Origin of the sequence: Kurthia zopfii (assembly GCF_003143955.1) — a bacterium.
Taxonomy (GTDB): Bacteria; Bacillota; Bacilli; order Bacillales_A; family Planococcaceae; genus Kurthia; species Kurthia zopfii.
In genome coordinates, this window is sequence record NZ_QFVS01000013.1 from 1 (window position 1) to 13,119 (window position 13,119).

Below are 13,119 nucleotides of genomic sequence, written 5' to 3' on the forward strand. Positions count from 1 at the left end.
ACCGAATCTATTTACACTTCGCATTAAAAAGAGCGAGCCACGCTTCATAAATGAAAAGTGATCTCGCTCAAACCAATCGATTTTTATTCAATTGAAAACTCTCACCAACGTTATTTGACAAAGAGCCATAGAGCTTTGCGACTATGATCAAAGACGTAAGAATATGAAAAAAGCCAACTACCTTCAATAATTACCTAGGTAGTTGGCTTTTGATACTAATTGCTATATTACTTTGCAATAGCTAAATAAATTATTCTGTCATTTCGAATACTAATCTAATTATTTCCATTTTAGTGAATAGGCTTTTGGCTTTTGGTTAAAGAAAATGTCAGAACCATATTCAATACATTTAACATTTTGTGATTTTAAGACTTTAAAAGAATAAGTTCGTTTTGTCGAATCTCCTGGATACAACTTGTTGAAGAACCCAAATTGTGGTGTAGAAGTTCCATCGTCAAAGAAAATCTTAAAAGATGCTTCATCAATTGCATCTTTTGTGAAGTTTGTAATTGAATAATCAATTGTATAAGAGTAATATCCTCCTTCATCATTTCGAATGATACTAGACATATTGACAGTTAATTGATTATCTGGTGACACATAATCTTCATTAGTATTAAGAAAATTAAGAGGTGCTTCATTGACTAGAATCGTTCTTTTTTGTGTTGTGGAGTTTCCACTACTATCAGAAACAGTATAAGTAAGTGTCTGAGTACCTTCTTTAGAAGTATCAATTGAACCTTTAATCTCTATAGAATCTGTAATATCACCATCAATGTTATCCAGTGCTGTTACATTTGAAAAAGGATCGAATTTTGATCCATATTCAATTTTCACATCATCAGTTCCTTTTAAAGCAGGGGGAGTTTTATCTACAACTCGAATTGTACGATTTATTGAAGTCACATTTCCTGATTTATCAGCAACAGAATATACCAAAGTATATCTTCCGGGTTTTGTGGTATTAACAACTCCCGTAACTTTTAATTGCTTTATAAGATCACCATCAATGTCATCAATAGCAGAAATATTTGCTAAATCATCGAAAGTTGTTCCGACTTCTATTGTTTCGTTTGTTACCCCTTTTATTACAGGTTTAGAAATGTCTTTAACATTAATAATTCTTAATTTCGTTAAGTTATTACCGGAAGAATCCTTCACTGAATAATATAGTTTGTATTTCCCAGGAGATTTAGTAATTACTTTTCCAGAAATTTCAAGGTTCTTAATCAGGTTTTTATCAATATTATCGGTTACTATAATCCCTTTTAATGGGTTAAATGAAGTTCCCACTGAAATGTTTTTATTACTTGTACCAGAAATTTTAGGTTTAATAGTATCTTTTTTGACAGTTAATACACGTTTTAAGACACTTTTATTTTTTGCTTTATCGCTAACTGTATAAAGCAATTTATATTTTCCAGGCTTTTTTAAATTGTATTTGCCTGTGATAGTTATCCTATTAGTAATATTCCCATCGTTCGAATCAATAGCCTTTACTTTTGACATTGGATTAAATTCTTGACCTATGTAGATTGTTTTATCATTAACCCCGGAAACAACAGGTTTTTGATGATCAGAAGTTTTAGCAGCGGCTGCTTGAGAAGAAAGTGATAATGCAAGTAAACAAGTGCTTGAATAAATAAAGAATTTATTAAATTTAATAGTAATCACTCCAGTTTTTATTTCAATTATAGCCAATTATTAGGAAATATATAGTAAAAATGTTTTTATATAAAATTTAAGTCATTTTTAGTGCGAATGTCATTTCAAAACGTAATTTAAAATATGATTTATTTCTTAATGAGGATCATTTGAATATTTTCTACTTCTTAAAAACAAGTAAAAATTGAAAGTATAGTAATTACAATAAATTCCTACTAGAAATATCAATAATTAATGTAGAATATTTGTGCATTTACGTGTAAAATTGTGACATAACAGTTTATTGGAGGTATGGTTACATGAATTGGCAAACACCTGAGAGATTACGCGAACTTTTATGTGAAGTAGTGAGCTGGGGTAGTGAAACATTTACTGAAGGTGAGAAGGAATTCTCGCGCAATCTTCAAAAGAAAATGATGGAGCTTCCTTATTTTCAAAAATTCCCTGAACAACTAAATTTAGTCGATGTAGATTATGGCCGACAAGTCGTTTCTGCATTTTATGATTCGAAGCAAGTGAAGGATACAGTTGTACTGATCAGCCACTTTGATACGGTGCAAACGGAAGAGTACGGCGAACTTCAACATTTGGCAACTCACCCTGAAGAGTTGACGAAGCGCTTGATTGAACAACCTGATTTTCTAAATGAAGCAGCTCAGATTGATTTAGCGAAGGGCGATTATTTATTTGGTCGTGGTGTAATGGATATGAAGATGGGTTTATGTCTACATATGCAATTAATCGAGAAGGCGATTGCTGAGCAGTGGCCAATCAACCTACTTCTAATTACAGTCCCAGATGAAGAAGTGAACTCTGCAGGTATGCGAAAAGCGGTGGAGCATATTTCGGAAATGCGTGACGAAAAAGGTCTAGCCTTACAATTATTTTTAAATAGTGAACCGTCGTTTTCACAAGGTCCTGATGATATTAAAGAATATATTTACTCAGGTACAATCGGCAAAATTATGCCAGCAGCTTTATTCTACGGTAAGGAAACACATGTAGGTGAACCGCTAAAAGGGATTACAGCGCCATTTATGAGTGCTTACTTAACTGCTGAGATGGAGTTTAATGATCGTTTTGAAGAAACGGTGTATGGTGAGACTACGCCATTACCTGTATCGCTTCAATTACGTGATTTAAAAGATCAATATTCGACGCAAACGCCATATCGATCAGCTGCTTTATACAATGTTTTCTTATTGAAACGCAGTGCGAGTGAAATATTCGATATATTCGAACAAATCACACAGGAAGCAATGGAAAAATGCAATACGCGATACAAGGAAATTTGTGCGCAAAAAAATGTTAATCCAGTTGGCGAGATTAAAACAATTCGCTACAATGATTTGAAACAATATGCATTGAAGAAATTAGGTGCTGAAAAGCTCGCGAAAATTGAAAATGCGATTTTTGAAAATGATGCATTTGATGATCGTGCGAAATCGATTAAAGTAGCAGAGCAGTTGATGATTCATTGTAAGGAGCTTGCGCCAGCAACGGTTATTATGTTTGCGCCACCTTATTATCCACCAGCTAACTCGTCAGAACATCCATTCATTAAAGAGGCGATTGCACATCTATTAGAAGCGGCGACTCCATACGATATTCCGTTGGAGCAAATTCACTTCTTCAATGGTATTTGTGACTTGAGCTACTGCCAATTCGTCCTTGATGATGGTTGGAAAAGTTATGAGGAGAATACACCTGTATGGGGTAGTACGTACAGTATTCCTTTCGAAGAAATCGCGAAATTCGATGCGCCTGTATTGAATGTCGGGCCATTCGGCAAGGATGCACATCAGATTTCTGAACGTCTTCATGTGAAGAGTGCATTTGAAGAAATGCCAACCTTGATCGAAGGATTAATCCAGAAAATCATGAAGAAAGAAAATGCGCCAGTTTAATAAATGAGTCATTAAAACACTTTTCATTTCATCGATTTGGAAAGTGTTTTAATTTTTTTCTTAAAAAGGGTTGTCAACTTCATTTAATTATGATAGTATAATACTTATCGTTAAGATAACTGATGCGGAAGTAGTTCAGTGGTAGAACATCACCTTGCCAAGGTGGGGGTCGCGAGTTCGAACCTCGTCTTCCGCTCCAAAATGGAGATATACCCAAGTCCGGCTGAAGGGATTGGTCTTGAAAACCAACAGGCGAGTCAAATCGCGCGGGGGTTCGAATCCCTCTATCTCCTCCATTTTTAGGGTCGGTAGCTCAGTTGGTAGAGCATTAGATTGAAGCTCTAAGTGTCGGCGGTTCGATTCCGTCCCGACCCATACTAAATCGGTAGATATTCTAAATATCTACCGGTTTTTTTATACTTTTTTTTGGAGTTTCTTCCTATTATAATAGTACGTTTTGGGGTAGTGATTACCAAACAGATTGTTTTCCTATCTGTATTAAATAAAGATGACAGAAAATATAAAAGCTATTCCTATAAGCAAAAACAATTTATAATAGATTCATGACATATAAACTTTAGCAATTCATTTAGTCAGTAGGAGGTTGCGTATGACAGAAAAATTCATCCTTGCTTTGGATCAAGGAACAACAAGTTCAAGAGCGATACTTTTTAATCAAGCTGGAGAAATCCATTATTCATATCAACAAGAATTCCCACAATATTTTCCTGAAACAGGGTGGGTGGAACATGATGCTGAGCAAATTTGGTCTTCCATTTTATCATGTATCGCAACAGTATTAGCGGATAAACATATTGATGCGTCGCAAATTGCGGGAATCGGCATTACAAATCAGCGTGAAACGACAGTGATCTGGGATAAGAATACAGGTAAGCCGATTTACAATGCGATCGTTTGGCAATCAAGACAAACAGCCGACATTTGTGAAGAGTTGAAAACGAATGGCTATAATGACCTTTTCAGAGATAAAACCGGACTACTGATCGATGCTTATTTCTCAGGAACGAAAGTGAAGTGGATCTTAGACAATGTTGCTGGTGCGCGTGAGAAAGCGGACAACGGTGACCTATTATTCGGCACGATTGATACTTGGCTTATTTGGAAACTTACAAACGGCAAAGTACATGTGACGGACTATTCCAATGCGTCACGCACGCTCATGTACAATATTTATGATTTACAATGGGATGCCGAACTTCTGGACATCCTAAACGTACCAAAATCGATGCTGCCAGAAGTAAAAGGCTCATCGGAACTTTATGGCCATACAGATCCGACTTGTTTCTTCGGTGGAGAAGTGCCAATCGCAGGTGCAGCAGGGGATCAGCAGGCCGCATTATTCGGTCAAACTTGTTTTGAAGAAGGTATGGTCAAAAACACATATGGCACAGGTTGCTTCATGTTAATGAACACGGGCAGTAAAGCGGTCAAGTCGAAAAACGGCTTATTGACGACGTTAGCATGGGGAATTGACGGCAAAGTTACGTATGCATTAGAAGGTTCGATCTTCGTCGCAGGTTCGGCAATTCAATGGTTGCGAGATGGTATGCGTATGATTAAAGACTCGGCGGATTCTGAACTGTACGCAAGTCGAGTGGATTCGACTGAGGGAGTTTATGTAGTGCCAGCATTCGTTGGTTTAGGGACGCCTTATTGGGATTCCGAAGTGCGAGGGGCAGTATTCGGATTGACGCGCGGTACGACGAAGGAACATTTCATTCGTGCGACACTGGAATCGCTATGCTACCAAACGAATGATGTATTAGGTGCGATGGAAGCGGATTCCGGGATTCCATTCAAAACCTTACGTGTCGACGGCGGTGCTGTTGCGAATAATTTCTTAATGCAGTTCCAGTCTGATTTATTAAATGTCCCAGTGGATCGCCCGGTCATCAATGAGACGACAGCCCTTGGTGCGGCGTATTTAGCAGGATTAGCGGTCGGTTTTTGGCAATCAAAAGAAGAAATCGCAGCCTATTGGAAGCTCGATCATCAATTTGAACCAGAAATGGCTGAAGTGACGAGAAAATCAAATTATGAAGGTTGGAAAAAAGCTGTCATGGCAGCCCAAATTTTCAAATAAGAAAAGAGAGTAGACATCGCAGAAAAATGCGAAAACTACTCTCTTTTTTGTTCTATTAATCTTCAAAAAGGTCATCCATTAATTGCTCAATTTCAGCCTTTTTTTGTATCGTAGAAAGCTCGTCTTTTTTAATAAAAAGCGCTTCATCAATTTCGACAACATCGCCGACTTGTAAATCACTTTGCAGATTGGCAATTGGAAAATCCTTCGTCAAGCCACTGTCGCTCATTTCAATAATGACGAAATCACCTTCAAAACGATCAATAATTCCTTTTACCATCTATCGCTCCACCTTTACGATTATATTTTTCCCATTGGAAACGAAAATAATACTGCCGTGCTGATCTGTACGATATATTTTTGCATTCGCATCTTTTAATCGATTCAAAGTGTCTTTTGTCGGATGCTTATAGCGATTGCCTTCACCAACACTAATTGCTGCGAGGTGAGGTTTTACAACATCGAGGAAAGCTTTATTCGTTGCTTCTGCTGCACCGTGATGACTCACTTTTAAGACATCGACTGGGCCAAGTAAACCTGCTGTCAGCATATCTCTTTCGGCTGGTGTTTCAGCATCTCCTGTAAGAAGGAATTTTTTGTCGCCATGAGTCACTTGTAGAACCGCACTCCAATCATTCAAATCAGATTTACTATAATCCTTTGTTGGCCCTAAAAAATCCAATGTTAGATTAGATGTGTTCGTCGAGATGGAGCCCCCACTAGTGACAGATTTGATTTTCAAGGATTTTTCCTTTACTGCTAGGAGGAATTGTTTGAAAGCTTCCGTCGTATGCGAAACTTTTGGGGCATATACAGATTGTACTTCAATTCCCCGTATAACTTCCGCTAAACCACCGATATGGTCGGCATCTGGGTGCGTTGAGATGACAGCTGTTAAATGGTCGACGTTTTGCTCATGAAGATAGTCTAACACGTCGTCACCTTTGCCTTTATTCCCGCCATCAATTAAGTAGGCATCCTCTTTTGATTGAACGAGAATGGCGTCACCTTGACCAATATCAATAATATGTATTTTCACTTCTTCAGACTTTTTCAATGATTGACTATTGACTGAAGTGTCTTGTTTTGCTTCCTGCTGTGACGTAGGTTCTTCGTCTTGTAAAAAGACAATCGCTACAACGGCAAGGAAAAGTATTGCAATTGCGTAAATAAATTTCTGTTTCATAAAAAACCTCCTTCAATACTTTAGCATAAACAAATAAAGTGAACAACAGAGGAAAAGCCTATTACTAAGGGATTAGAGGTGATATTTTCTAAATAAATACATTTTTTTCTAAGTTTGTGATTGATTTCTTGAATAGGTTTCGATTATGATAGTCTCAATTGATCACAGAGGAGGAATTTTAGGTGGAACAGACAATTACTTCAGAAATTAAATCAATCTTTGAAAAGCAGGTCAAGCATCAATGGGTTTTGAAAAAGACGAGTGCGCAAGAGAGAATTGACAAATTACAGCAACTGAGTGATGCGTTAGTGAAGTTTACCCCTGAAATTATTGAAGCGGCAATAAGTGATTATGATCGTCCGGCATCCGAGGAGCAGGGGCAGATCGATGCAGTCATTGGTGTCATTAAACATACTTCGGAAAATTTGGCGGAGTGGATGAAGCCAGAAGTATTACCGAGTGATGAGCAGTCGAAAGTTCAGATTATGTATGAGGCGCGTGGCGTTGTATGTGTAATGGGGACTTGGAATTCACCATTATCGACTTGTGTACACCCTTTAGTGGAAGCGTTTGCAGCGGGAAACTGTGTCGTGATTAAACCTTCAGAAATGACGCCGAATTATAGCTTAATTATTCAAAAAATTATGAAAACTGTTTTTGACGAGCGGGAAGTAGCAGTTGTACTAGGTGATGCGACTGTAGCGAATGAACTGTTAGAATATCCATTCAATCATTTCTTCTTCACGGGTAGTCCACGCGTTGGGAAGTTAGTCATGGCGGGTGCTGCGAAGCATTTAGCGAGCATTACGCTAGAGTTAGGTGGCAAATCACCTGTCATCATTGCACCGGGTGCTGATATGCAACAAGCCGCTCAGCAACTCGTATTCGGGAAAATTTTGATGGGTGGCCAATTGTGTATTTGCCCAGACTATTTATTTGTTCACGAAGATGATGTGCCGAATTTCACAGCCAATTATGAAGGTGTGACAAAATATATGCTTTACGGAGAAGATGGCAAAATCCGTGAGTCGGAGCGTACGACAATCGTCAATGAAAATCATTATAATCGCTTGAAAGGGCTGTTTGATGATGCCATACAAAAAGGTGCGAAAGTGTTATGTGGTGGGACTTTCAACGATGAATTGCGTCTAATTGAACCGACCGTTTTAGGGAATATGACGGACGATATGCGCATTACGGAAGAAGAAGTGTTCGGGCCGATTACATTCATCCATACGTATAAAGACGTTGAGGAGGCAATCCAGTACATTCAAGCGCGTCCTAAACCGTTAGCGCTTTATATTTTCAGTAAGGATGAGCAATTCCAAAACAAGATTTTGAATGAAACATCTTCAGGTGGTGTGACAATTAACGGCATCATTATGCATAATGTTCATCCTGGACTACCATTTGGTGGCGTGAATAACTCTGGTATTGGCAGCTTCCACGGCATTCATGGATTCAAAGCATTATCACATGCTCGAAGTGTCTATAATATTCTTTAGAGCGTAACCTCCTCGTTATGAAATGCTACTTTTTGGGTATAGTAGTATAAAAATGGTTGAGGTGGTTATTATGAGGCGTGGCATTGTTTTCCTTCTTTTTCTGATCATAGTCTTTATGCTGACCGCTTGTAATAAGGGGACGATGCATTCCATTCAATATGGTAAAATTGATCAAAATGGAAATATTGTTATTACAAAAACAATTAAAAGTGATTCCATCTTCGAAAATAGTGAAAAGCTGTTAGGAAGTATGAGAAATATTTTCTTGGAAAAAGATCAGGTGAATCATTTATCAACTCAATATATGCAATTTAGAAATGAACGACAGAATATGGTGATTTCGAATTACTATTTATGGGATGATGAGAAAAATGACCGGTTCATATGCAGACCTTATTTTGACGATGCCATTCTTTTTTATGAAATAACAGGGCATGAATACCGCATGCTGAAAAAGGAAATCGACAAGATTAAGGCGAGTAAAGAGCCGCTGCTTGATCACAACGAAAGAAATAAATCACCAATTGAGAAAAAACCAATCTTTTCTACAGATTGATTGGAAAAATAAAAACAGGGTTGTGTCTTAGAACACAATCCTGCTTTTTGTCATTAACCTTCAATAAATTCAGCTTGTAAATCGCCCGCGATCTCTTGAACTTTTTCCATAATAATCGGATGGGATACAGCGACATAAATCTCACCATCGAAAAATCGAAATGGGAATGATACATCTTGAATTTGCCACATGAAAAAATCACCTTTAATCGTCATTGTGACACCTTCTTTATTTTTCGAGATGAAAGCATCCTCATATGTAAAGTCAGGCATTGTACCAAAGTATTCTTTACATTGCTCTAATGTAAGCGTTGGATTTTGTTGCTCATCCAATTTCGTAATTTTAAATCGTTTATTCATTTGAAAACTCCTCAAAATTTATTGTCATCCTTCATTATACAAAAAAAAACTATTCAAATCACGAGGATTCCTGAATAGTTAAGATTTTTGAAAATAATTTGTATCACATGCATTGATCAATAAATGCAATTCGTCTGTTGTACTATTTTTTAGTACAGCATCCAATTGAATGTTTTGAAATGCGAAATGATAGCTTTGTTGTAATGCATATAATAAAAATAACTGTTCTTTAGAATTCAAAAGTGAAGAAAATAGTTGTAGTTTACGCGTATCAATCGTTAGATCGGGTTGCAGCACCGATAGAAAAGCATCATTCAAATTCATGCCTGCAATAATATAAGAAGTAGAGGACCATTCATTCAATGGAATCTCATTTGCATATCTGCTGTGGCAGTTCAATAAATATTCAAAATCCAATTTATGTTGCGTATTTAGAAATAATTCCATAAAAGTCACCATCCTTTATAAAGTAAATACCCAATTTACTGAAAACATAACCTTGACTAAGGATTCCGTTGTTTTTAGACAATTTAGGTTTTAAAATTTCGGAAGGTGGTATATATAGATTAACAGGCTAATGTAGTAAGATGCCATTTCGTTTAAAGCCAACTCCTCTTGCTTTAAACGAAATTCATCTAATTACCTTATACAATTTTCCCTCTACTCATTTCTAATGGTGGAGGATTTTTTTTGTCGCGAGAAGCTTCTCATTGGAAATGACAAATATTTTAAATAATCGAATCAAAAAAGATCTTATAAAACCCGTCGTATTGGGCAATATAAGATCTTTTTCTAAAAGTATTAAGCGTGTCTTTCTTTTTTTGGCTGCGGATAAAGCGCATCTACTAATACATAAATAATAGCCGTAATAATTGTTAAAATAATATAGCTAGAACCAATGAATGGCAGAATCCCTGCAACGAGGAATAATAAAATACGGATTAGAATTTTGATAATTTGCAGATCAAAATAACTCGCTAGTTTATCAATAATATATGAAACGACTAGGCCGTATGTTGAAAGAATTAAAATGAATAAACTGAAGATAAACCAAACACGACTCATCTCTAATGAATTCCAATAATAAATCTTTGTGGCAATAGTGGCTAAAATGCCTGTAATTATAATAATGATAATTCTGTTTTTAAAATTATGCATACGATCAACTCCTGTAAGTATTATACGATAGAAAAGAATATTCTTCATTAATAAATGATGTGAATGTAAAAAGTTATAAATATTTCATCAATTTGAAAAATTTAGGTTTGGAAAAGTCTTAAATTGGGCAAAAATATATATCATCACAAAATTGGGGTAGGAAGTCATGTTGGCAATGTTGAAATCTTATGCGATAATAGAGAAACAGAGTGTGAACATTTGTTCGTATTTGGGAGGAGTATCTATGAAATCACTTATTTCACGTCGTTTTCACCGTTATTTTGGCTTAAAGAAATTTATCGTTGTCACAATTCGAAAGGGTTCTGGCAAGCGAAATCAATTTGTATCGCTTTCGAGAAATGCTGAAATTGCGATTGCAAAAGTTTCGCAAAACCTTGAAGTACAACAATATGATATTAAAGCATATACAGAATCACAATTTGCTCATATGCTCAAATTGCGAGCTTAATAAGTAGCGCGGGTGAAGTAGAAGAACATCTTTTCTTGGGGGGAGAGGAGTTCAACTATTGACTCGTGCTTTTTTAGTGGAAAAAATCCCAAAGCAATCAGCCGACCGCTTTGGGATTTGTTATTACAATTCGTCAGCAAGACCGAGTAAAATAATACCGATCATAATAATTCCGACGACAACATATTGTTTTGTACTTAATTTTTCTTTTAAGAAAATACGAGATAAAATGATTGAGAATACGCAGAATGAAGCGATTAGTGGAGCAGCACCTACAGCGTATGCAGCAATGGCATAAACATAGAAGAACTGACCAGCTGTTTCTAAAACTGCAGCAATCGTTTGATCCTTTTGTTTGAAAATATTCACTTTCACTTCTTTGAAAATTAATAAATATAACCAGTAAATAACGGCTACAGTGAAAAATGTATACTCATAAGCGATTAATGCCGCATCTTCAGATAGAATTTTCGTTTTATCTAAAACGACACCATCTGCGAATGTACCTAAACCATCTAAAACCGCGTACAATAATGGGAATAATAGTGCGAAGAAACCGAATTGGTATTTTCGTTCAACCGTAATTCCAGATTGTCTACGTAATAAATCGTCCTGCTGCTTTTCATATACAGCGATTAAAATAATACCGATACAGATGATTGCAACACTAGTATAGTGCAACCAGTTGTTATCACTTGGATAGAAAATATATAAAAGAACTACTGTGATGGCACCTGATGAATTTTGTAAAGGCGCTACAATCGAAAGTTCTAAATAACGTAAACCTACATAACCGAAAATCATTGATGAAATATACAACGCTGATACAGGTAAATAAGTAATCATGTCCTCGAAATGGAAGTCTAGACCTTTAATGAACATATATACAGTTGCATGGAGTCCCATAACAACCCCGACCATAATTGTAATTTTCGCGTGACTATTTTTGTCAGTCGGATTTGAACTTTTCTTATAGAATAAGTTCGCCGCACCCCAACATACCCACGTTAACATCGCATATAAAAACCACATAAAAATAAAATCTCCTTCTGTTATACAATTAGTTTTTTTCTGAAGTATTCAGAAAGAACTAAGGAGAGAAGTGGGTTGTTAATGCTTCAGTAAGTTGTTCGATTGATGATGTTACAACACCGTTTTGTTTAATAAGTCCAACGACAAAAAGATTACGGTAGACGAATTGATTTTCAACTGCGTCTTGAATTAATGCGTTGATTTTTTTCTCGTGATCACGACCTTGTTGGCGTGAATCTGTAAATAATGCGAAAATTGGGCGATTCAACATTGAATATGCGCCGATTTCTGCAGCAACGCCACTATCAATTTCAACGCCATCAATGACAGCAATTAAAAAATCACTATTTTTGAGTGCATCTAAATCTGCAGCAGCAATTTGCTCACTGTTTGCAAAGGCAGTTTTATCATTGATCGCACCGTTTTCCTGTGGAACATAAAGAACTACGCCAGGAATCGTTTGCCTCACTGCTTTTGCCACTAGCTCATTAACTAATCGATCGCCGAGACCGAATAAGCCATTCGCTAAATAACCTTTAATCATAAATTATGACCTCCATTCTGTTCAATTGTATGTATTTTGTCATAGAAAAACAACAGGAATCTTAAAAGATAGAATATTAAATTAAAAAAAGAGGTAAATTACTAATTTACAGAATCAAATGTCGCATTATACATTTGTTTAACTAATAGAGGATCAGGTCCAGCGAACAATGTGAAACTTATTATGTTTTATTTAGCTTTTTAGGTATTAATAAATTGATGGCACTTGTCGGCGGAAAGCATTCGTTATTTCTGAAAATTAAATATATAAAATAGAACTCAAAAAAAGAGGTAAACTACCGTTTTCTCAATAAAATGAGAGCCGTGTAATTTACCTCGTAAGTTATTTGCAATTTAGTAGGATAATTCCTTCTTGTTTAGGGTGCAGTTCCGCGTGGATCGTTGCACGTTGGAGATTTTCTAGAACTTCTGGCGAGATTCCGATTTGAAAACCTTCGAATTCGATTACATGATCTGATTCGATGAGTGTATCGATATCCGCACCGATGATCATGCCTCGCTGACTACGAACGCCGTAAAACCTTAGCTTTAGCGTTTCGTCATTGGATGTAGCTTTTTGAATAAACTGTTTGCCAGCATATGTGATTTTCAATGTGGAGATTCAACCCTTTCAA

At 36.4% G+C, this 13,119-nt stretch carries 14 protein-coding genes and 3 tRNA genes; 8 read left to right on the forward strand and 9 right to left on the reverse strand.

The window, feature by feature from the left end; genetic code table 11:
- Window positions 1–279 precede the first annotated feature (279 nt).
- Window positions 280–1,701 (reverse strand): DUF5011 domain-containing protein, encoded by a 1,422-nt coding sequence (locus DF281_RS06360; protein WP_109349421.1) that lies wholly within the window; start codon window positions 1,699–1,701, stop codon window positions 280–282.
- 263 nt (window positions 1,702–1,964) lie between these two features.
- On the opposite strand from DF281_RS06360, the gene DF281_RS06365 reads away from it, so the two are divergent.
- From DF281_RS06365 to glpK, 5 genes are all read left to right on the forward strand, one after another.
- The gene (locus tag DF281_RS06365; RefSeq protein ID WP_109349422.1) at window positions 1,965–3,572 is read left to right on the forward strand and encodes a M20/M25/M40 family metallo-hydrolase; all 1,608 of its coding nucleotides are present in this window, start codon (window positions 1,965–1,967) and stop codon (window positions 3,570–3,572) included.
- Window positions 3,573–3,696: 124 nt separating this feature from the next.
- Window positions 3,697–3,771 (forward strand) — tRNA-Gly (locus DF281_RS06370).
- 4 nt (window positions 3,772–3,775) lie between these two features.
- A tRNA-Ser gene (locus DF281_RS06375) sits at window positions 3,776–3,868 on the forward strand.
- 6 nt (window positions 3,869–3,874) lie between these two features.
- A tRNA-Phe gene (locus tag DF281_RS06380) sits at window positions 3,875–3,947 on the forward strand.
- 235 nt (window positions 3,948–4,182) lie between these two features.
- A complete protein-coding gene (glpK, locus tag DF281_RS06385; protein WP_109349423.1) occupies window positions 4,183–5,676 on the forward strand; it encodes a glycerol kinase GlpK in 1,494 nt (497 codons plus the stop codon).
- A 55-nt stretch (window positions 5,677–5,731) separates the two neighbouring features.
- On the opposite strand, the gene DF281_RS06390 is transcribed toward glpK, so the two are convergent.
- Window positions 5,732–5,956 (reverse strand): DUF3006 domain-containing protein, encoded by a 225-nt coding sequence (locus DF281_RS06390; protein ID WP_109349424.1) that lies wholly within the window; start codon window positions 5,954–5,956, stop codon window positions 5,732–5,734.
- Window positions 5,957–6,862, reverse strand: a complete 906-nt coding sequence (locus tag DF281_RS06395; protein WP_109349425.1) for a ComEC/Rec2 family competence protein — start codon at window positions 6,860–6,862, stop codon at window positions 5,957–5,959.
- A 182-nt stretch (window positions 6,863–7,044) separates the two neighbouring features.
- On the opposite strand from DF281_RS06395, the gene DF281_RS06400 reads away from it, so the two are divergent.
- Both DF281_RS06400 and DF281_RS06405 read left to right on the forward strand, forming a co-directional pair.
- Window positions 7,045–8,367, forward strand: a complete 1,323-nt coding sequence (locus DF281_RS06400; RefSeq protein ID WP_109349426.1) for an aldehyde dehydrogenase family protein — start codon at window positions 7,045–7,047, stop codon at window positions 8,365–8,367.
- A 70-nt stretch (window positions 8,368–8,437) separates the two neighbouring features.
- A complete protein-coding gene (locus DF281_RS06405; protein WP_109349427.1) occupies window positions 8,438–8,923 on the forward strand; it encodes a hypothetical protein in 486 nt (161 codons plus the stop codon).
- Between the two features lie 53 nt (window positions 8,924–8,976).
- On the opposite strand, the gene DF281_RS06410 is transcribed toward DF281_RS06405, so the two are convergent.
- The 3 genes from DF281_RS06410 to DF281_RS06420 all read right to left on the reverse strand — a co-directional run bounded on the left by DF281_RS06410 (window position 8,977) and on the right by DF281_RS06420 (window position 10,440).
- Window positions 8,977–9,282 (reverse strand): excinuclease, encoded by a 306-nt coding sequence (locus tag DF281_RS06410; protein WP_109349428.1) that lies wholly within the window; start codon window positions 9,280–9,282, stop codon window positions 8,977–8,979.
- A gap of 78 nt (window positions 9,283–9,360) precedes the next feature.
- Window positions 9,361–9,729, reverse strand: a complete 369-nt coding sequence (locus DF281_RS06415) for a hypothetical protein (protein WP_109349429.1) — start codon at window positions 9,727–9,729, stop codon at window positions 9,361–9,363.
- 354 nt (window positions 9,730–10,083) lie between these two features.
- The gene (locus DF281_RS06420; RefSeq protein WP_109349430.1) at window positions 10,084–10,440 is read right to left on the reverse strand and encodes a hypothetical protein; all 357 of its coding nucleotides are present in this window, start codon (window positions 10,438–10,440) and stop codon (window positions 10,084–10,086) included.
- A gap of 244 nt (window positions 10,441–10,684) precedes the next feature.
- Between DF281_RS06420 and DF281_RS06425 the strand changes: the two genes are divergently transcribed.
- A complete protein-coding gene (locus tag DF281_RS06425; RefSeq protein WP_109349431.1) occupies window positions 10,685–10,909 on the forward strand; it encodes a hypothetical protein in 225 nt (74 codons plus the stop codon).
- Between the two features lie 123 nt (window positions 10,910–11,032).
- On the opposite strand, the gene DF281_RS06430 is transcribed toward DF281_RS06425, so the two are convergent.
- From DF281_RS06430 to DF281_RS06440, 3 genes are all read right to left on the reverse strand, one after another.
- Window positions 11,033–11,941, reverse strand: a complete 909-nt coding sequence (locus DF281_RS06430; protein ID WP_109349432.1) for an EamA family transporter — start codon at window positions 11,939–11,941, stop codon at window positions 11,033–11,035.
- A gap of 58 nt (window positions 11,942–11,999) precedes the next feature.
- On the reverse strand, window positions 12,000–12,485 hold the full coding sequence (locus DF281_RS06435) for a nucleoside 2-deoxyribosyltransferase (protein ID WP_109349433.1): 486 nt from the start codon (window positions 12,483–12,485) through the stop codon (window positions 12,000–12,002).
- A 342-nt stretch (window positions 12,486–12,827) separates the two neighbouring features.
- A complete protein-coding gene (locus tag DF281_RS06440) occupies window positions 12,828–13,097 on the reverse strand; it encodes a hypothetical protein (protein ID WP_109349434.1) in 270 nt (89 codons plus the stop codon).
- Window positions 13,098–13,119 lie beyond the last annotated feature (22 nt).

Coding starts and splice junctions, on each gene's coding strand:
- DF281_RS06365 (WP_109349422.1), top strand. CDS start 1,965: ATGAATTGGCAAACACCTGAGAGATTACGCGAACTTTTATGTGAAGTA.
- glpK (WP_109349423.1), top strand. CDS start 4,183: ATGACAGAAAAATTCATCCTTGCTTTGGATCAAGGAACAACAAGTTCA.
- DF281_RS06390 (WP_109349424.1), bottom strand. CDS start 5,956: ATGGTAAAAGGAATTATTGATCGTTTTGAAGGTGATTTCGTCATTATT.
- DF281_RS06395 (WP_109349425.1), bottom strand. CDS start 6,862: ATGAAACAGAAATTTATTTACGCAATTGCAATACTTTTCCTTGCCGTT.
- DF281_RS06405 (WP_109349427.1), top strand. CDS start 8,438: ATGAGGCGTGGCATTGTTTTCCTTCTTTTTCTGATCATAGTCTTTATG.
- DF281_RS06410 (WP_109349428.1), bottom strand. CDS start 9,282: ATGAATAAACGATTTAAAATTACGAAATTGGATGAGCAACAAAATCCA.
- DF281_RS06415 (WP_109349429.1), bottom strand. CDS start 9,729: ATGGAATTATTTCTAAATACGCAACATAAATTGGATTTTGAATATTTA.
- DF281_RS06420 (WP_109349430.1), bottom strand. CDS start 10,440: ATGCATAATTTTAAAAACAGAATTATCATTATTATAATTACAGGCATT.
- DF281_RS06425 (WP_109349431.1), top strand. CDS start 10,685: ATGAAATCACTTATTTCACGTCGTTTTCACCGTTATTTTGGCTTAAAG.
- DF281_RS06430 (WP_109349432.1), bottom strand. CDS start 11,941: ATGTGGTTTTTATATGCGATGTTAACGTGGGTATGTTGGGGTGCGGCG.
- DF281_RS06435 (WP_109349433.1), bottom strand. CDS start 12,485: ATGATTAAAGGTTATTTAGCGAATGGCTTATTCGGTCTCGGCGATCGA.